This window comes from Pseudomonas sp. LBUM1647 (assembly GCF_059716175.1).
Map to the genome: position 1 here is coordinate 1,041,903 of NZ_CP166809.1, position 19,165 is coordinate 1,061,067.

Consider the following 19,165-nt stretch of genomic DNA (forward strand, 5'->3'; position numbering starts at 1 on the left):
ATGATCTCTACCTTGCGACGTGGCCTGTTGGTATTACTCGCGGCCTTGCCGTTGATGGCTAACGCGGTGGCAGCGCCCTCAGCGCACGATATCGTGCAGGACACCACCAGTCGGTTACTTGCCGATCTGTCGGCCAATAAAGAGAAGTACAAGCAAGACCCGCAAGACTTCTATGCGGCGTTGAACACCATCGTCGGACCTGTTGTGGATGCCGAGGGTATTTCCAAGAGCATCATGACGGTCAAATATTCACGCAAAGCCACGCCTGCGCAAATGAAGACCTTTGAAGAAAACTTCAAAAAGGGTCTGTTCCAGTTCTATGGCAACGCTTTGCTCGAGTACAACAATCAGGGGATCGTCGTCGACCCTGCCAAGGATGAGTCGGGAGACCGTACAAGCGTTGCCATGACGGTCAAAGGCACCAACGGCGCGATCTATCCTGTGTCTTACACACTCGAAAAGATCAATGGCGAGTGGAAACTGCGCAACGTGATCATCAACGGCATTAACATCGGCAAGCTGTTCCGTGATCAATTCGCTGATGCGATGCAGCGCAATGGCAACGACCTGGACAAGACCATCAATGGTTGGGCCGGGGAAGTCGCCAAAGCCAAGGAAGCCAGTCAGAAGCAAACAACCGAGACGCAAGCTCAATGAGTGTGTCGGCCATTCGCATGAGCGAATCCGGCGAGCTGACGCTTAGCGGCATGCTGGATTACCGCACTGGCCCCGGTTTGCGCAAGCAAGGGCAGGCGCTGATCAAATCCAGCAAGGCCGCGGCACTGGTGGTCGATTGCTCGGCAGTGTTGAAGTCCAGCAGTGTCGGCTTGTCGCTGCTGCTGTGCTTCATGCGTGATGCAGAGGCGGCCGGCAAGGCGCTGAGCATCCGCGGGATGCCAGAAGACATGCGCGAAATCGCTCAGGTCAGTGAATTGACCGAGCTGTTGGCGCATCCCTAACCGCATCTATAAAGAAGCCCCCCGTCAGAGTCCTGCTTCGCGGGGTTCGCAGGCGCGGGGCTTTTTTGTATGATGTCCGACCCGCGCGCACAGGGCGCCGATTGAGGTTGAGCATGCAGGCCGTAGAAGTGAAGAGCTTCCTTGAAGGAAAGCTGCCAGGAACCCTAGTAGAAGTCGAGGGCGAAGGCTGCAACTTTCAGCTGAACGTGATTAGCGATGAACTGGCGGCGTTGAGCCCGGTGAAGCGTCAGCAGCAGATCTATGCCCATTTGAACCCATGGATCACCGATGGCAGCATCCATGCGGTCACTATGAAATTTTTCAGCAGCGCGGCCTGGGCCGAGCGCACCTGAGCCCAAGGGCGTCGAGATTCTTATGGATAAATTGATAATTACCGGTGGCGTTCGTCTTGATGGCGAAATCCGCATCTCCGGGGCAAAGAACTCTGCCCTGCCGATCCTGGCTGCAACCTTGCTGTGCGATGGCCCGGTGACTGTTGCCAACCTGCCGCACCTGCACGACATCACCACCATGATCGAGCTCTTCGGTCGTATGGGCATCGAGCCGGTGATCGACGAGAAACTCAGCGTCGAAATCGACCCGCGCACCATCAAGACCCTGATCGCTCCGTACGAACTGGTTAAAACCATGCGTGCGTCGATCCTGGTGCTGGGCCCGATGGTTGCCCGTTTCGGTGAAGCCGAAGTCGCACTGCCTGGCGGTTGCGCCATCGGTTCGCGTCCGGTTGACCTGCACATCCGTGGCCTCGAAGCCATGGGCGCGGTCATCGACGTCGAAGGCGGCTACATCAAGGCCAAGGCGCCTGAAGGTGGTCTGCGCGGTGCGCACTTCTTCTTCGACACCGTCAGTGTGACCGGTACCGAAAACATCATGATGGCGGCCGCTCTGGCCAAGGGCCGCAGCGTTCTGGCAAACGCGGCTCGCGAGCCTGAAGTCATCGACCTGGCGAACTTCCTGATCGCCATGGGCGCCAAGATCACTGGCGCCGGCACTGACACCATCACCATCGATGGCGTCGAGCGTCTGCACCCGACCACTTACAAAGTGATGCCTGACCGTATCGAGACCGGCACTTACCTGGTCGCAGCTGCTGTGACCGGCGGTCGTGTGAAGGTCAAGGACACCGATCCGACCATCCTCGAAGCCGTTCTTGAGAAACTCAAGGAATCGGGTGCCGAAATCACCTGCGGCGAAGACTGGGTCGAGCTGAACATGCACGGCAAGCGGCCAAAAGCCGTTAACGTGCGCACCGCTCCGTACCCGGCATTCCCGACCGACATGCAAGCGCAGTTCATCTCCCTCAACGCTATTGCCGAAGGCACTGGCGCTGTGATCGAGACGATCTTCGAAAACCGCTTCATGCACGTTTACGAACTGCACCGCATGGGCGCTCACATCCAGGTCGAAGGCAACACCGCCATCGTTACCGGCATCGAAAAGCTCAAGGGTGCGCCAGTCATGGCCACCGACCTGCGTGCTTCGGCCAGCCTGGTGATCTCGGCGTTGATCGCTGAAGGTGACACCTTGATCGACCGCATCTACCACATCGACCGTGGTTACGAGTGCATCGAAGAGAAACTGCAGATGCTCGGCGCCAAGATCCGCCGCGTACCGGGCTAGTTTCTGCTGCATGGGCGCAGGGACGCGCCCGTTGATTTCGTTTCAAGTCGAGCCTGTTTCAGGCTCGATGTGTGTCCGGCGCCATTTGCGACCGGGCATCAGTAGCCTGATAAGGACTGACGTTTCCCATGTTGACCATCGCACTGTCCAAGGGCCGCATCCTTGACGACACCCTGCCGCTTCTGGCTGAAGCGGGCATCGTGCCGACCGAGAATCCGGACAAGAGCCGCAAGCTGATCATCCCCACGACTCAGGCCGATGTACGTCTGCTGATCGTGCGCGCCACCGATGTGCCGACTTACGTCGAACATGGTGCCGCTGACCTGGGCGTCGCCGGTAAAGATGTGCTGATGGAATATGGCGGCCAGGGTTTGTACGAGCCGTTGGACCTGCGAATTGCCCTTTGCAAGCTGATGACCGCCGGCCGTGTCGGCGATGTCGAGCCCAAGGGCCGCCTGCGTGTGGCGACCAAATTTGTCAACGTTGCCAAGCGCTACTACGCCGAACAGGGCCGTCAGGTCGACATCATCAAGCTCTATGGCTCGATGGAACTGGCGCCGCTGATCGGTCTGGCAGACAAGATCATCGACGTGGTCGACACCGGCAACACCCTGCGCGCCAATGGTCTGGAACCCCAGGATTTCATTGCCGACATCAGCTCCCGGCTGATCGTGAACAAAGCTTCGATGAAAATGCAGCACGCCCGTATCCAGGCGTTGATCGATACCCTGCGCAAGGCAGTGGAGTCTCGACACCGCGGCTGACTCACCCGCGCGGCCATAAACCGCGCCCGTCTATCCGCCTCATAGCCAGAATTCTCAGGTGCCCAAGCGGAAACGACTGCTAAGTTAGGGCGCCTGAGTTTTTGCCAATTCTATGAGGCTCTCGCTATGACCGCACCGACTGCAATTCGCCGACTCAACGCTGCTGACCCGGATTTCGCACATCATCTGGATCATCTGCTGAGCTGGGAAAGTGTGTCTGACGACTCGGTCAATCAGCGGGTGCTGGACATCATCAAGGCCGTGCGCGAGCGTGGCGATGCGGCGCTGGTGGAATTCACCCAGAAGTTCGACGGCCTGCAGGTCGCGTCCATGGCGGACCTGATCCTGCCTCGTGAGCGCCTGGAACTGGCCCTGACCCGAATCACCGTGCCTCAGCGTGAAGCGCTGGAAAAAGCCGCGTCCCGAGTACGCAGCTACCACGAGAAACAGAAGCAGGATTCCTGGAGCTACACCGAAGCCGACGGCACCGTGCTGGGTCAGAAAGTTACACCGCTTGATCGCGCCGGCCTGTATGTACCGGGCGGCAAGGCGTCTTATCCGTCCTCGGTACTGATGAATGCGATTCCGGCCAAGGTGGCCGGTGTGACCGAAGTGGTCATGGTGGTGCCGACGCCTCGTGGCGAAATCAACGAGCTGGTGCTGGCCGCAGCCTGCATCGCCGGCGTCGACCGGGTGTTCACCATCGGCGGCGCTCAAGCGGTCGCCGCGCTGGCTTACGGCACCGAAAGTGTGCCGAAGGTCGACAAGGTGGTCGGTCCGGGCAACATCTATGTCGCCACCGCCAAGCGCCACGTGTTCGGCCAGGTCGGCATCGACATGATCGCCGGCCCATCCGAAATCCTCGTGGTCTGCGACGGCCAGACTGATCCGGACTGGATCGCCATGGACCTGTTCTCCCAAGCCGAGCACGACGAAGACGCCCAGGCGATTCTGGTCAGCCCGGACGCCGAGTTCCTCGACAAGGTCGCCGCCAGCATCGCCAAACTGCTGCCGACCATGGAACGCGCCGAGATCATCGAAACGTCGATCAATGGCCGTGGTGCGCTGATCAAGGTCCGCGACATGGACCAAGCCATCGAAGTGGCCAACCGCATCGCACCGGAACACCTTGAGTTGTCCGTTGCTGATCCGCAGGCCTGGCTGCCGAAGATTCGCCATGCTGGCGCGATCTTCATGGGCCGTCACACCTCCGAAGCTTTGGGCGACTACTGCGCCGGTCCGAACCACGTGTTGCCAACCTCCGGCACCGCGCGTTTCTCCTCGCCGCTGGGTGTGTACGACTTCCAGAAGCGTTCGTCGATCATCTTCTGCTCCGAGCAGGGCGCGTCCGAACTGGGCAAGACCGCTTCCGTGCTGGCCCGTGGCGAGTCGCTGACCGCTCACGCGCGGAGCGCCGAATACCGCATCCTTGACGAAGACTTTTCACAAGGGCAGGGGAACTGAACATGAGTAAATTCTGGAGCCCGTTCGTCAAGAATCTGGTGCCTTACGTGCCGGGTGAGCAGCCGAAACTGGCGAAGCTGGTGAAGCTCAACACCAACGAAAACCCGTACGGACCATCGCCAAAAGCCTTGGCGGCGATGCAGACCGAACTGAATGACAATTTGCGTCTGTACCCGGACCCGAACAGTGATGTGCTCAAGCAAGCAGTCGCCAAGTACTACGGCGTGCAGAGCAATCAGGTGTTTCTCGGCAACGGTTCCGATGAAGTCCTGGCGCACATCTTTCACGGTTTGCTGCAACACGATCAGCCGCTGCTGTTCCCGGACATCAGCTACAGCTTCTATCCGGTTTACTGCGGGTTGTACGGCATCGCCTTCGACGCGGTGCCGCTGGACGCGCAGTTCCAGATCAACCCGGCGGACTACACCAAGCCGAACGGCGGAATCATCTTCCCGAATCCGAACGCACCGACTGGCTGCCTGTTGGCGCTGGATGCCGTGGAGCAAATCCTCAAGGCCAGCCCGGATTCGGTGGTCGTGGTGGATGAGGCTTACATCGATTTCGGCGGTGAGACGGCGATCAGCCTGGTGGACCGTTATCCGAACCTGCTGGTGACCCAGACCCTGTCCAAGTCCCGTTCGCTGGCCGGCCTGCGGGTGGGGCTGGCGGTGGGGCATCCGGACCTGATCGAGGCGCTGGAGCGGATCAAGAACAGCTTCAACTCTTATCCGCTGGATCGTCTGGCGAATGTCGGTGCAGCCGCAGCGTTCGAAGATCGTGAGTACTTCGACAAGACCTGCCGGTTGGTCATCGAGAATCGTGAGTGGGTCGTTGCGCAATTGGAAGGGAAGGGCTTTGAAGTGCTGCCGTCGGCGGCAAACTTTATTTTCGCTCGTCATCCTAAACACGATGCGGCGGGGCTGGCGGCGAAGTTGCGCGAGCAAGGCGTGATCGTTCGGCACTTCAAACAGGAGCGGATTGCCCAGTTCCTGCGAATTTCGATTGGCACGCCGGAGCAGAATCAGGCGTTGATTGATGGCCTGGGTAATCTGTAGCCAGCTATTGTAAATTATCAAGGTTGTTATTATGCCCACAGGGTGTGGGCATAATAGAACTAATTGTGCTGGTGAATGTTAGTGTTTGGCTATGCAGTTCAGGACCAGTCAACTTTAAAGGTTCCAGTTACCCGGCGTACGGGAGGATTCTCAGCAGCATCATATGCAAAATCGCCTTCGGCTGATGTTAAGTTTTCATTGAGAGTGATAGTCAAAACTGATGTTTCGCCTCGCATTTCTGCTTCAAAGTCTTCTTCCCTTTCTTTCCAGCAACCCCAAACATTATAGGGGATGCCTATTTTGTCGAAGTCCTTTATATAAACTATATCGCGATGCGTTCCGTTTGTCAGATGGGCTGGAAAACTGATAACCGCCACGGTCGTGCCCTGGCTTGCAATTATATGGCCGCCCTGTTTTATGTCGTTATTAAAAAATTCTACGGAAACTTTGGTAGTGGAAAAATAAGACGTGACCATCCACGTTTAGTGTGAACTCGCCCTTGGCAGGCACTTTGTTTTTTGATTCGTTGATGTATACACGCTGTGTCATTTATTTGCTCCTTACTCTAGTTTGAATGCTGCGCAGCTGTAATAAAGTGCGTGATGGGAGGTTAAGTAGGAGTGGTTAGACGGTCTACTGTCATAAATGACAGTTTTTTATACTTTTTCGAAATGAATATTGGTTTTAATATGAGACAGGCATAGCCCTTCGTTCTCATTCGTGATCAAGCTCAAGAAAAGTTTCAGGTACTATTCGCGGGGTTGCCTGGCGGCGAAGTTGCGCGAGCGGAGTGTGATTGTTCGGCACTTCAAGCAAGAGCGGATTGCCCAGTTCCTGCGGATTTCGATTGGCACGCCGGCGCAGAATCAGGCGTTGATCGACGGCCTCGGCGACCTGTAAATCAACACTGACCCTGTGGGAGCGAGCCTGCTCGCGAAGGCGGTCTGACATTCAACATCGATATTGAATGTTATGGCCCCTTCGCGAGCAGGCTCGCTCCCACATTGGTTTGTGCTGGCTGCTTACTCTTCTTCTTTCTCTTTGACCGGCGCAGGTGGCGGACGCAAACCGATCTCGGCGGTGAGCTTGAGCTCTTTGCCGTTGCGCATCACCTGGATCGTGACCTTGTCGGTCGGTTTGATCCGCGCGACCTGGTTCATCGAACGACGACCATCGCCGGCCGGCTCGCCGTCGATGCTGAGGATCACGTCACCCAGTTGCAGGCCGGCCTTCTGCGCCGGACCGTCACGGAAAATACCCGCGACCACAATGCCCGGGCGCCCCGACAGGCCAAACGATTCCGCCAGTTCCTGGCTCAACGGCTGCACTTCGATACCGAGCCAGCCGCGAATCACCTGGCCGTGTTCGATGATCGACTTCATCACTTCCATCGCCAGTTTCACCGGGATTGCGAAACCGATGCCCTGCGAACCGCCGGACTTGGAGAAGATCGCCGTGTTGATGCCGGTCAGGTTGCCGTTTGCATCCACCAGCGCACCGCCGGAGTTGCCGGGGTTGATCGCAGCGTCGGTCTGAATGAAGTCTTCGTAGTTGTTCAAGCCCAGCTGATTACGCCCGGTGGCACTGATGATGCCCATGGTCACGGTCTGGCCGACACCGAACGGGTTGCCGATGGCGAGGGCTACATCGCCGATGCGGATGTTGTCGGAACGCCCGACAGTGATCGATGGCAAGTTCTTCAGATCGATTTTCAGTACTGCAAGGTCGGTTTCCGGGTCGCTGCCGATCACTCGGGCCAGGGTTTCACGACCGTCCTTGAGCGCCACCACGATCTGGTCGGCACCGGTGGTCACGTGGTTGTTGGTCAGCAGGTAACCTTCCGGGCTCATGATCACGCCGGAGCCGAGGCTCGACTCCATGCGCTTCTGTTTGGGCGAGTTGTCGCCGAAGAAGCGGCGGAACTGCGGATCCTCGAACAGCGGATGGTTCGGTTTGTTGATGACTTTGGTGGTGTACAGGTTGACCACCGACGGCGCGGCCGTGGTCACCGCGTCGGCATAGGACACCGGCCCCTGTTGCATGGTGGTGGTTTGCGGGGCTTGCTGCATGTTGACGTCGAGGCTCGGAAGCCCGACCCACTGCGGGTAGCGCTGGATTATCAATAGAGCGATAAGCACGCCGGCCAACAGCGGCCAGCCGGAAAAACGCAGCGCCTTGAGCATTAAGCACGTCCTGAGAGGTTGCAGGCGGTATGAGACCGCCCATAATGTCGCGCATTATACGAGGCGAAGCGTGCCTCTGAACGGGATATTTAGGAGTCTTTTATGGCCGTCGCCTTGAGCACCCTGGTCGAAGAAGCCGACCGTTACCTTAACAGTGCAAAGATTGCCGATTACTGCCCCAACGGGTTGCAGGTCGAAGGCCGGCCGCAGGTGATGCGCATCGTCAGTGGCGTCACCGCCAGCCAGGCGTTGCTCGACGCCGCTGTGGAAGCCAGCGCCGATCTGGTGCTGGTGCATCACGGCTATTTCTGGAAAGGCGAGAATCCGTGCATCACCGGCATGAAGCAGCGTCGGTTGAAAACCCTGCTCAAGCACGATATCAGCCTGTTGTCCTACCATCTGCCGCTGGATCTGCACCCGGAAGTCGGCAATAACGTTCAGCTGGCACGTCAGCTCGATATCACTGTGGAAGGCCCATTGGATCCGGACAATCTCAAAGTTGTCGGCCTGGTCGGTTCATTGAGCGAGCCGGTGACGGCCCGCGATTTTGCCCGTCGCGTACAAGAAGCCATGGGGCGCGAGCCGTTGCTGATCGAAGGCAGCGAGATGATCCGCCGTGTTGGCTGGTGCACCGGTGGCGGTCAGGGTTACATCGATCAGGCCGTGTTGGCTGGCGTCGACTTGTACCTCAGTGGTGAGGCGTCCGAGCAGACCTTCCACAGCGCCCGGGAAAACGACATCAGCTTCATCGCCGCCGGCCACCATGCTACCGAGCGCTATGGCGTGCAGGCACTCGGGGATTATCTGGCGCGGCGTTTTGCCCTTGAGCACATCTTCATCGATTGCCCGAATCCGATTTGATTTCAGATTGCAATGCGGTCACCTCTGTAGGAGCTGCCGAAGGCTGCGATCTTTTGATTTTAAAGATCAAGATCAAAAGATCGCAGCCTTCGGCAGCTCCTACACAGGGAGAGGTTTCCAATCTGCAGTGCCCAAACGCGGGGGTATATTCATATACCCTTTCGATCTAGTCGGCGTCCTGATTAGAAGAGGTCGCTGTGCTAGGATTCCCCGCTCGAACACGGCCCGCTGGCCGTCCATAAGATCGTTTTCGTGAGTAGCCATGGTCGACAAACTGACGCATCTGAAACAGCTGGAGGCCGAAAGCATCCACATCATCCGCGAGGTCGCCGCCGAGTTCGATAACCCGGTGATGCTGTACTCCGTCGGTAAAGACTCCGCCGTGATGCTGCACCTTGCGCGCAAAGCATTCTTCCCGGGCAAACTGCCGTTCCCGGTGATGCACGTCGACACCCGGTGGAAGTTCAAGGAAATGTACGCGTTCCGCGACCGCATGGTCGAAGAACTCGGCCTGGACCTGATCGTGCACGTGAACCCCGATGGCGTCGCGCAGGGCATCAACCCGCTGACCCACGGCAGCGCCAAGCACACCGATATCATGAAAACCGAAGGCCTCAAGCAGGCCCTCGACAAGTACGGTTTCGATGCCGCTTTTGGTGGTGCCCGTCGCGACGAAGAGAAATCCCGTGCCAAAGAGCGCGTGTATTCCTTCCGCGATACCAAGCACCGCTGGGACCCGAAAAACCAGCGTCCCGAGTTGTGGAACGTCTACAACGGCAAGGTCAACAAGGGCGAATCGATCCGTGTTTTCCCGTTGTCGAACTGGACCGAACTGGACATCTGGCAGTACATCTACCTCGAAGGCATCCCGATTGTGCCGCTGTATTTCGCCGCCGAGCGCGACGTTATCGAGATGAATGGCACCTGGATCATGATCGACGACGAACGCCTGCTCAATCACCTGAGCGACGAAGACAAGGCGCGCATCGTCAAGAAGAAGGTCCGCTTCCGTACACTCGGCGACTACCCGTTGACCGGTGCGGTCGAGTCCGAGGCCACCAGCCTGACCGACATCATTCAGGAAATGCTCCTGACGCGAACTTCCGAACGCCAGGGCCGGGTCATCGATCACGATGGCGCAGGCTCGATGGAAGAAAAGAAACGTCAGGGTTATTTCTAAGGGGTTGTCATGTCGCACGCATCTGATTTGATCAGCGAGGACATCCTCGCCTACCTGGGCCAGCACGAACGCAAGGAAATGCTGCGCTTTCTGACCTGTGGCAACGTCGACGACGGCAAGAGCACCCTGATCGGGCGCCTGCTGCACGACTCCAAAATGATCTACGAAGATCACCTGGAAGCCATTACCCGCGACTCGAAAAAAGTCGGCACCACCGGCGATGACATCGACCTGGCATTGCTGGTCGACGGCCTGCAGGCCGAGCGTGAGCAGGGCATCACCATCGATGTCGCTTACCGTTATTTCTCCACTGCCAAACGCAAATTCATCATCGCCGACACCCCTGGCCATGAGCAGTACACCCGCAACATGGCCACCGGTGCGTCCACCTGTGACCTGGCGATCATCCTGGTCGACGCCCGTTACGGCGTGCAGACCCAGACCCGTCGCCACAGCTTCATTGCCTCGTTGCTCGGCATCAAGCACATCGTTGTCGCCATCAACAAGATGGACCTCAACGGTTTCGACGAAACAGTCTTCGAGTCGATCAAGGCCGATTACCTGAAGTTCGCCGAAGGCATCGCGTTCAAGCCGACCACCATGGCCTTCGTGCCGATGTCGGCGCTCAAGGGCGACAACGTGGTGAACAAGTCCGAGCGCTCGCCGTGGTACACCGGCCAGTCGCTGATGGAAATTCTCGAGACCGTCGAGATCGCCAGCGACCGCAACTACACCGACCTGCGATTCCCGGTGCAGTACGTCAACCGCCCGAACCTGAACTTCCGTGGTTTCGCCGGCACCCTGGCCAGTGGCGTCGTGCACAAGGGCGACGAAGTCGTTGTGCTGCCGTCGGGCAAGAGCAGCCGTGTGAAATCCATTGTCACCTTCGAAGGTGAGCTGGAGCACGCCGGTCCTGGTCAAGCGGTGACGCTGACCATGGAAGACGAGATCGACATCTCCCGCGGCGACTTGCTGGTGCACGCCGACAACCAGCCGCAAGTGACTGACGCCTTCGACGCCATGCTGGTGTGGATGGCCGAAGAACCGATGCTGCCGGGCAAGAAATACGACATCAAGCGCGCCACGAGTTACGTGCCGGGTTCGATCACCAGCATCGTCAACCGCGTTGACGTGAACACCCTGGAAGAAGGGCCGGCCAGTTCGTTGAACCTCAACGAAATCGGTCGGGTCAAGATCAGCCTCGACGCGGCCATCGCGCTGGACGGTTACGCGAGCAACCGCACCACCGGGTCGTTCATCGTCATCGATCGTTTGACCAATGGCACCGTGGCGGCCGGCATGATCATCGCCCAGCCGTTGAGCCATGGCACCAGCACGCATCACGGCAAACTGGCGCACGTCGCCACCGAAGAACGCGCTCAGCGCTTCGGCCAGCAACCGGCCACCGTGTTGTTCAGCGGCTTGTCGGGCGCCGGCAAAAGCACCCTGGCTTACGCGGTTGAACGCAAACTGTTTGACATGGGCCGTGCGGTGTTTGTACTCGACGGTCAGAACCTGCGTCACGACCTGAACAAAGGTCTGCCACAGGATCGCGCCGGGCGTACCGAGAACTGGCGTCGTGCCGCGCACGTTGCGCGTCAGTTCAACGAAGCGGGTCTGCTGACCTTGGCTGCGTTTGTTGCGCCGAGTGCTGAAGGTCGTGAGCAAGCCCGGGAACTGATCGGCAAGGAGCGTCTGCTGACGGTCTACGTCCAGGCCTCGCCGACGGTCTGTGCCGAGCGTGACCCACAAGGCTTGTACGCGGCGGCCGGGGATAACATCCCGGGCGATTCCTTCCCGTACGACGTGCCGCTGGACGCCGACCTCGTGGTCGATACCCAGTCGCTGTCGCTGGAAGAAAGCGTCAAGCAAGTGCTGGATCTGCTGCGCAAGCGTGGCGCGATCTAAGCGTTAGCCGTTAATAAAAAACCCGCCGATGAGTGATCATCGGCGGGTTTTTTTGTGTCCTTTAGTCCGCCATCGCGAGCAAGCTCGCTCCCACAGGGATCTCTAGTGAACACAAAATTTTCATTCCACACAGAACCACTGTGGGAGCGAGCTTGCTCGCGATGAGGCCAGTACAGGCACCTCAAGACTTGGCTGGATACTCGCGGTGCATCTGGTCCAGCAACGCATCCTTGTCCTGCCACAACTGGTTGATCCAGCCCTGAAACTGCAATCGATACTCGCCGTCCTGGTCGTAGTTCTTGCCAACAAACTGCGGCGGAATCTTCAACTCCTGAAAGTGCACCACCACCTCCTTCACATTCCCACAGAGCAAATCCCAGTAACCGGGCCGGCCGGCCGGATAGTGAATCGTCACGTTGACGATGGCTTCCAGCTGCTCACCCATGGCATCCAGCACAAACGCAATGCCGCCAGCCTTGGGCTTGAGTAGATGCTTGAACGGCGATTTCTGCTGGGCATGCTTGCCTTCGGTGAAGCGCGTACCTTCGACGAAGTTGAAAATCCCCACCGGGTTATGGCGGAATTTGTCGCAGGTCTTGCGGGTGGTTTCCAGGTCTTTGCCTTTCTTCTCCGGGTGCTTTTCCAGGTAAGCCTTGGAGTAGCGCTTCATGAACGGAAAGCCGAGCGCCCACCACGCCAGGCCAATCACCGGCACCCAGATCAGTTCCTGTTTGAGGAAGAACTTCAGCGGGCGAATCTTCCGGTTCAGCACGTATTGCAACACCATGATGTCGACCCAGCTCTGGTGGTTGCTGGTGATCAAATACGAGTGCTGATAGTCCAGACCTTCCAGGCCGCTGAGTTTCCAGCGCGTGTGTCCGAGCAAGTCCATCCAGGCCTTGTTGTTGCTGATCCAGGCTTCGTGGATATGGCTCATCAGCCAATCGGTAAAACGCTGGGCGGCGGGGAAGGGCAATAGCAGTTTGAAAATCGCCACGATGAACAGCGGTGTGCAGCAGGCAATCGTGTTCAGCGCCAACAGCAGCGAGGCAATGACGCCTCGCAGCGGTGCAGGTAGGGAATCCAGCATTTAAAGATCCAAAGGTCGGTTGGCAGCTTGAATCGCGGTCAACGCGATGGTGTAGACGATGTCGTCGACTTGCGCGCCGCGCGGCAGGTCGTTCACCGGTTTGCGCAGGCCTTGCAGCATCGGCCCGAGGCTGACGCAGTCGGCGCTGCGCTGCACGGCTTTGTGGGTGGTGTTGCCGGTGTTCAGGTCGGGGAACACGAACACTGTGGCGCGACCGGCGACCTGGCTGTTCGGCGCCAGTTGCCGGGCAACGGTTTCGTTGGCGGCGGCGTCGTATTGCAATGGGCCGTCGATCAGTAGCGAGTTCTGTTGTTCATGGGCGAGCAACGTCGCTTCGCGAACCTTCTCGACTTCTTCGCCGCTGGCCGATTCACCGCTGGAGTAGCTGATCATCGCCACGCGCGGGGTGATGCCGAAGGCGGCTGCCGAGTCGGCGCTTTGCAGGGCGATCTCGGCCAGTTCGCTGGCGCTCGGGTGCGGGTTCATCACGCAGTCGCCGTAGACCAGCACTTCCTCGGGGAAGAGCATGAAGAACACCGACGATACCAACGTGCAACCCGGCGCCGTTTTAATAAGCTGCAGGGCCGGGCGGATGGTGTTGGCGGTGGAGTGAATGACCCCGGACACGAGGCCATCGACCTCATCCAGCGCCAGCATCATGGTGCCGATCACCACGGTGTCTTCCAGTTGCTGTTCAGCCATTGGCGCGTTGAGGCTTTTGGTTTTGCGCAGGGCGACCATCGGCTCGACGTAGCGCTCGCGAATCAGGTCCGGGTCGAGGATTTCCAGTCCCGGTGGCAGTTCGATGCCTTGGGCGCGAGCGACGGCTTCGACGTCTGCCGGTTTCGCCAGCAGCACGCAACGGGCAATGCCGCGCGCCTGACAGATCGCCGCGGCTTGCACGGTCAGCGGCTCGCTGCCTTCGGGCAGGACGATGCGCTTGTTGGCGGCCTGGGCGCGCTGGATCAATTGATAACGGAACACGGCGGGCGACAGGCGCATTTCCCGTGGCGTGCCGCAGCGCTGGTGCAACCACTTGGCGTCGAGGTGGCTGGCGACGAAATCGGTGATGATCTCCGCGCGCTCGCGGTCGTCGATCGGGATTTCCTTGTTCAAACCGTTCAACTGGTTGGCGGTCTCGTAGGAACCGGTGCTCACCGACAACACCGGCAGGCCCGCCTGCAAGGCGCCACGGCACAGGTCCATGATGCGCGGGTCGGGCAGGGTGTCGCTGGTCAGCAACAGGCCGGCCAGCGGCACGCCGTTCATGGCGGCAAGACTGACGGCGAGGATGATGTCGTCGCGATCACCGGGTGTTACCACCAACACGCCGGGCTTGAGCAGCTCCACGGTGTTGCGCATGGTTCGGGCGCAGATAATGATTTTGGTCATGCGCCGGGTCTCGTAATCACCGGCATTGAGAATTTGCGCGCCCATCAGATCGGCGACGTCGCGAGTGCGCGGTGCGTTCAGTTCGGGCTGGAACGGGATGCAGCCGAGCAAGCGGAAATCACCGCTGCGCAGCAAGGGCGAATGCTCTTTCAAGCGCGAGGCGAAGGCCTCCATGCTCTCGTCGGTTTTGACCTTGTTCAGGATCACGCCGAGGACTTTCGGATCTTTGGGGCCGCCGAACAATTGCGCCTGCAATTCCACCCGACCGGACAATTCGGTCAGCACTTCGTTTTCCGGTGCCGAGACCAGGATCACTTCGGCGTCGAGGCTTTTGGCCAAATGCAGATTGACCCGTGCGGCGTAACTGGCGCTGCGGGTCGGGACCATGCCTTCTACGATCAGCACATCCTTGCCGACTGCCGCCTGCTGATAAAGGGTGATGATTTCTTCGAGCAACTCATCCAGTTGACCGTCGCCGAGCATGCGCTCGACGTGCGCCAGACCGAGCGGCTGAGGCGGTTTCAAACCGTGAGTGCGCGCTACCAGTTCAGTGGACCGTTCAGGCCCGGTGTCACCCGGATGCGGCTGGGCAATCGGTTTGAAAAAGCCGACTTTGAGGCCGGCCCGCTCAAGGGTACGTACCAGCCCGAGGCTGATAGAGGTCAGACCCACACCAAAATCGGTGGGCGCGATAAAAAAAGTTTGCATGCGGATTCTCTAGAGGTGCATGGCAGTGGTGAACGCCTATGACTGGCCTTCTACCGAATTTCAGTCGCCAAGGTTATCGCTAACCGAGCCTTGTGCGCACCAACCGCAATCAAAGGGCTGGCCTATTTTTTCAATACGTTGCGCGGGGTCCATGACCCAGGCGCGCGATTGCCACGGTGGCTGGTGGCGCAGGTGCTGGGTGTGACCGCAGGAAAGCTCGGCCACCCAGTGCCCGTCCTCATCCTGATGGAAACCTGTGACCGTTGAGCCTTTCGCCGCCCCCCGTCTGTCCGGGTTGTGTTCGCTTTCGGGCGATTGCTTCGCTAAACTTGGCCATTCTTCATTCTTATGCAAAAGGTCTCGCCCCATGCTGATCGCCGCCAATAAGGCTGTCTCCATCGACTATACCCTGACCAACGACGCTGGTGAGGTCATCGACAGCTCCGCCGGCGGCGCGCCGCTGGTCTACCTGCAAGGCGCAGGTAACATCATTCCGGGCCTGGAAAAGGCTCTGGAAGGCAAAGCAGTCGGTGACGAACTGACGGTTGCCGTAGAACCTGAAGATGCCTACGGCGAATACGCTGCCGAACTGGTCAGCACGTTGAGCCGCAGCATGTTCGAAGGCGTCGACGAGCTGGAAGTGGGTATGCAGTTCCACGCATCCGCTCCGGACGGCCAGATGCAGATCGTCACCATTCGCGATCTGGACGGCGACGATGTCACCGTCGACGGCAACCACCCGTTGGCTGGTCAGCGCCTGAATTTCCAGGTCAAGATCATCGACATCCGTGATGCCAGCCAGGAAGAAATCGCTCATGGTCACGTCCATGGCGAAGGTGGTCATCACCACTGATTTTCTGCGCTAAGCTTTCGAGAACTGGAGAGGCGCCCGAGGGGCGCCTTTTTAGTCCGCGGCTGTCCCTGGTGACACCGCCAAGTGGCTGTTTCGAGAAGAACACGGGAATCTGGAGTTCGTCATGAGTGCTTTTCACGACCTTAAATTGACAGGCCTGAATGGTCAGGAGCTACCTCTGGCGCCCTTCAAGGGGCACGTCGTGCTGGTGGTCAACGTCGCCTCCAAATGCGGCTTGACCCCTCAGTACGCGGCGCTGGAAAACCTCTACCAGCAATACAAGGACAAAGGCTTCAGCGTACTGGGCCTGCCGTGCAACCAGTTTGCCGGGCAGGAACCGGGCTCCGAGCAAGAGATCCAGGAGTTTTGCACCCTCAACTATGGCGTGACCTTTCCGTTGTCCAGCAAGCTGGAAGTCAACGGACATGATCGTCATCAGTTGTACCGTCTGCTGGCGGGCGAGGGGGCTGAATTTCCCGGTGACATTACCTGGAACTTCGAAAAATTCCTGCTGGGCAAGGATGGTCGCGTGCTGGCGCGGTTCTCGCCGCGCACGGCGCCGGATGATCCGTCTGTCGTTCATGCGATTGAAAAAGCGCTGAGCTGAAAAGAGATCAAGATCAAAAGATCGCAGCCTTCGGCAGCTCCTACGGATGTAGACATTCCCCTGTAGGAGCTGCCGAAGGCTGCGATCTTTTTGCTTCTGTCTTTTGATCCTTAATCACCAAAATCAATAGTGCTGTTCAGCGCGACCGACTCTCCATATTATCGCCGTCATAAAGTCTATGTCCTGTGGAGCGTCCCATGCCCGTCAAAGCCCTGTTCAAACCGTTCCGCCTCGGCACCCTAGAACTGCCGACCCGCGTTGTCATGGCGCCGATGACCCGTTCGTTTTCGCCGGGTGGCGTTCCCAATTCCAAAGTGATCGAGTACTACCGCCGTCGCGCTGCTGCGGGCGTCGGCCTGATCATCACCGAAGGCACCACTGTCGGCCACAAGGCTTCCAACGGTTACCCGAACGTGCCGCATTTCTACGGTGAAGCAGCGCTGGCCGGCTGGAAAAAAGTCGTCGACGCGGTTCATGCTGAAGGCGGCAAGATCGTTCCGCAGCTGTGGCATGTCGGCAGCGTGCGCCGCATCGGCACCGAGCCGGACGCCAGCGTGCCGGGTTACGGTCCGTCGGAGAAATTGAAGGATGGTCAGGTCGTGGTTCACGGCATGACCCAGCAAGATATCCAGGACGTGATCGCCGCATTTGCCCAGGCCGCCAAAGATGCCCAGAGCATCGGCATGGACGGCGTGGAAATTCACGGTGCCCACGGCTACCTCGTGGACCAGTTCTTCTGGGAAGGCAGCAACCAGCGCACCGACGAATACGGCGGCAGCCTGGCCAACCGTTCACGTTTCGCCATTGAACTGATCCAGGCTGTGCGTGCTGCGGTCGGCGAAGGCTTCCCGATTATTTTCCGTTTCTCTCAATGGAAGCAGCAGGATTACACCGCGCGTCTGGTGCAAACACCCGAAGCGTTGGGCGAATTCCTCAAGCCGTTGTCCGACGCCGGTGTGGATATTTTCCACTGCTCGACGCGTCGTTTCTGGGAGCCGGAGTTCGACGGTTCCGAGCTGAACCTGGCCGGCTGGACTCGTAAGCTCACCGGCAAGCCGACCATCACCGTGGGCAGTGTCGGCCTGGACGGCGAGTTCCTGCAGTTCATGGTCAACACCGACAAGATCGCGCAGCCGGCAAGCCTGGAAAAACTGCTGGAGCGTTTGAACAATGATGAATTCGATCTGGTGGCGGTAGGTCGTGCGTTGCTGGTGGACCCGGACTGGGCGCAGAAAGTGCGTGACGGCCGTGAAGAAGACATCCTGCCGTTCAGCCGTGAGGCGTTGATGACCCTGGTTTAAGCCGAGGCTCGAGGCTTGAGGCAAGCGGGGTCTGACAAGCCCCGCGCAACTGCCCTTCAAACTGCTCGATAATCGCCGCCCAGCCCTGGCGACTCGCATGCTGACGCGCATTAAGCCGCACGCAGCGCAAGGTTTCGCGCTTCTCCAGCAGCCAGCACGCCGCGTCGCAGAACGCCTCTTCGTCCCCCGGCATCGCCAGCACACCGTTGTAGCCATGGCGGATGTGCTGAGCCGCCGCAGCCTGATCGTAAGCCACCACACCCAAACCCGAAGCCAGTGCCTCAAGCACCACGTTGCCGAACGTCTCGGTCAGGCTTGGAAACAGAAACACGTCCGCCGACGCGTAGTGACTGGCCAAGGCTTCGCCGCGTTGTGAACCACAGAAAATCGCCTCGGGCAGATCCTTTTCTAGCGCCGCTCGTTGCGGACCGTCGCCGACCACGATCAACTTTATTGTTCGCTGTGGATAAGTCGCTTTCAGCACGTCGAAACAGCGCTTGAGCAGGCCCAGATTTTTCTCCGGTGCCAGGCGTCCTACGTGGATGACAGCAATATCGTCGTTACCCACTCCCCAACTCTCACGCAGGGCGTTAATCCGCTTGGTCGGGTGAAACAATTGGCTGTCGACGCCACGGGACAGCAACGCCAGACGCTCGAAATGCCGGCGCTCCAGTTCCAGCCGCTGGCTGATGCTGGGCACCAGGGTCAGGGTCGAGCGATTGTGAAACCAGCGCAGGTAGTGAGTCAGCAAACGTGTCAGCAACCCGAGCCCATATTGGCTGGAGTACTGCTGGAAATTGGTGTGGAAGCCACTGACCACCGAAATCCCCAAGCGTCGTGCCGCGCGCAACGCCGACAATCCCAGCGGTCCTTCCGTGGCGATGTACAGCACGTCCGGCCGATGTCGCTTCCAGCGCCGCAGCAGCTTGTGCATCGACGACTGACCCCATTGCAAGCCGGGATAACCCGGTAGCGGCCAGCCCCGACATAGCAACAACGCATCGTCGCTGCCCCGCTGCTGATCGCAACCCTGACGCGGTCGCACCAATTCCACCTGATGCCCGCGCGCGCGCAAGCCGTCACACAAGCGGCCGAGGGTATTGGCCACTCCGTTGATTTCGGGAGGGAAGGTTTCGGTGATCAGAGTGATATGCAGAGCTGTCGTCATGACCTCAGTGTCGGCTGAGGCCATGTCGTCA

General features: G+C 59.0%; 19 protein-coding genes and 1 pseudogene. 14 read left to right on the plus strand and 6 right to left on the minus strand.

The annotated features are described in order from the left end of the window. From ACA059_RS04600 to hisC, 7 genes are all read left to right on the plus strand, one after another. Positions 1–657, plus strand: coding sequence for an MlaC/ttg2D family ABC transporter substrate-binding protein (locus ACA059_RS04600; RefSeq protein WP_497632894.1), 657 nt, complete (start codon positions 1–3; stop codon positions 655–657). After that, positions 654–959 (plus strand): STAS domain-containing protein, encoded by a 306-nt coding sequence (locus tag ACA059_RS04605; protein WP_008150739.1) that lies wholly within the window; start codon positions 654–656, stop codon positions 957–959. Before ACA059_RS04600 ends, ACA059_RS04605 begins: the two co-directional genes overlap by 4 nt. Before the next feature lie 113 nt (positions 960–1,072). Further along, on the plus strand, positions 1,073–1,312 hold the full coding sequence (locus tag ACA059_RS04610) for a BolA family protein (RefSeq protein ID WP_007912386.1): 240 nt from the start codon (positions 1,073–1,075) through the stop codon (positions 1,310–1,312). 22 nt (positions 1,313–1,334) lie between these two features. Continuing rightward, entirely contained in the window at positions 1,335–2,600 is a 1,266-nt protein-coding gene (murA, locus tag ACA059_RS04615) for a UDP-N-acetylglucosamine 1-carboxyvinyltransferase (protein ID WP_497632895.1), read from the plus strand. A 128-nt stretch (positions 2,601–2,728) separates the two neighbouring features. Continuing rightward, complete coding sequence (gene hisG / locus ACA059_RS04620; protein WP_007901570.1) at positions 2,729–3,364, plus strand: ATP phosphoribosyltransferase; 636 nt, start codon at positions 2,729–2,731, stop codon at positions 3,362–3,364. 126 nt (positions 3,365–3,490) lie between these two features. Beyond that, on the plus strand, positions 3,491–4,828 hold the full coding sequence (gene hisD / locus ACA059_RS04625) for a histidinol dehydrogenase (RefSeq protein WP_497632896.1): 1,338 nt from the start codon (positions 3,491–3,493) through the stop codon (positions 4,826–4,828). A gap of 2 nt (positions 4,829–4,830) precedes the next feature. Next, positions 4,831–5,883, plus strand: coding sequence for a histidinol-phosphate transaminase (gene hisC / locus ACA059_RS04630; RefSeq protein WP_497632897.1), 1,053 nt, complete (start codon positions 4,831–4,833; stop codon positions 5,881–5,883). 98 nt (positions 5,884–5,981) lie between these two features. Here hisC and ACA059_RS04635 read toward each other — a convergent pair whose 3' ends face one another. Then, entirely contained in the window at positions 5,982–6,359 is a 378-nt protein-coding gene (locus ACA059_RS04635) for a hypothetical protein (protein ID WP_497632898.1), read from the minus strand. A 289-nt stretch (positions 6,360–6,648) separates the two neighbouring features. Here ACA059_RS04635 and ACA059_RS04640 point away from each other — a divergent pair. After that, positions 6,649–6,783: pseudogene (locus ACA059_RS04640) on the plus strand (histidinol-phosphate transaminase); the annotation flags it as partial. Between the two features lie 122 nt (positions 6,784–6,905). Here the strand turns inward: ACA059_RS04640 and algW are convergent. After that, on the minus strand, positions 6,906–8,066 hold the full coding sequence (gene algW, locus ACA059_RS04645; protein ID WP_129438464.1) for a Do family serine endopeptidase AlgW: 1,161 nt from the start codon (positions 8,064–8,066) through the stop codon (positions 6,906–6,908). Between the two features lie 102 nt (positions 8,067–8,168). Between algW and ACA059_RS04650 the strand changes: the two genes are divergently transcribed. The 3 genes from ACA059_RS04650 (at position 8,169) to cysN (ending at position 12,015) form a co-directional block, all read left to right on the plus strand. After that, on the plus strand, positions 8,169–8,927 hold the full coding sequence (locus ACA059_RS04650; protein ID WP_497632899.1) for a Nif3-like dinuclear metal center hexameric protein: 759 nt from the start codon (positions 8,169–8,171) through the stop codon (positions 8,925–8,927). A gap of 262 nt (positions 8,928–9,189) precedes the next feature. Next, positions 9,190–10,107: a sulfate adenylyltransferase subunit CysD gene (gene cysD, locus ACA059_RS04655; RefSeq protein WP_131061189.1), complete on the plus strand. Its 918-nt coding sequence runs from the start codon at positions 9,190–9,192 to the stop codon at positions 10,105–10,107. Between the two features lie 9 nt (positions 10,108–10,116). Further along, complete coding sequence (gene cysN, locus ACA059_RS04660) at positions 10,117–12,015, plus strand: sulfate adenylyltransferase subunit CysN (RefSeq protein ID WP_140681532.1); 1,899 nt, start codon at positions 10,117–10,119, stop codon at positions 12,013–12,015. A 181-nt stretch (positions 12,016–12,196) separates the two neighbouring features. Here the strand turns inward: cysN and yihG are convergent, their stop codons facing one another. The 3 genes from yihG to ACA059_RS04675 are packed head-to-tail and all read right to left on the minus strand — an operon-like array spanning position 12,197 to position 15,604. After that, on the minus strand, positions 12,197–13,105 hold the full coding sequence (gene yihG, locus ACA059_RS04665) for a 1-acylglycerol-3-phosphate O-acyltransferase, YihG family (protein ID WP_497632900.1): 909 nt from the start codon (positions 13,103–13,105) through the stop codon (positions 12,197–12,199). Next, entirely contained in the window at positions 13,106–15,205 is a 2,100-nt protein-coding gene (pta, locus tag ACA059_RS04670) for a phosphate acetyltransferase (RefSeq protein WP_282479960.1), read from the minus strand. Between the two features lie 60 nt (positions 15,206–15,265). After that, positions 15,266–15,604: a DUF3565 domain-containing protein gene (locus ACA059_RS04675; RefSeq protein WP_497632901.1), complete on the minus strand. Its 339-nt coding sequence runs from the start codon at positions 15,602–15,604 to the stop codon at positions 15,266–15,268. On the opposite strand from ACA059_RS04675, the gene ACA059_RS04680 reads away from it, so the two are divergent. The 3 genes from ACA059_RS04680 (at position 15,573) to ACA059_RS04690 (ending at position 17,966) form a co-directional block, all read left to right on the plus strand. After that, complete coding sequence (locus tag ACA059_RS04680; protein ID WP_007901600.1) at positions 15,573–16,058, plus strand: FKBP-type peptidyl-prolyl cis-trans isomerase; 486 nt, start codon at positions 15,573–15,575, stop codon at positions 16,056–16,058. The two genes, ACA059_RS04675 and ACA059_RS04680, sit on opposite strands and share 32 nt — an antisense overlap. 124 nt (positions 16,059–16,182) lie before the next feature. After that, the gene (locus ACA059_RS04685) at positions 16,183–16,665 is read left to right on the plus strand and encodes a glutathione peroxidase (protein WP_497632902.1); all 483 of its coding nucleotides are present in this window, start codon (positions 16,183–16,185) and stop codon (positions 16,663–16,665) included. A gap of 197 nt (positions 16,666–16,862) precedes the next feature. Continuing rightward, entirely contained in the window at positions 16,863–17,966 is a 1,104-nt protein-coding gene (locus ACA059_RS04690; RefSeq protein ID WP_497632903.1) for an NADH:flavin oxidoreductase, read from the plus strand. Here ACA059_RS04690 and ACA059_RS04695 read toward each other — a convergent pair. Next, a complete protein-coding gene (locus ACA059_RS04695; RefSeq protein WP_497632904.1) occupies positions 17,935–19,158 on the minus strand; it encodes a glycosyltransferase family 4 protein in 1,224 nt (407 codons plus the stop codon). The genes ACA059_RS04690 and ACA059_RS04695 overlap by 32 nt on opposite strands. Positions 19,159–19,165 lie beyond the last annotated feature (7 nt).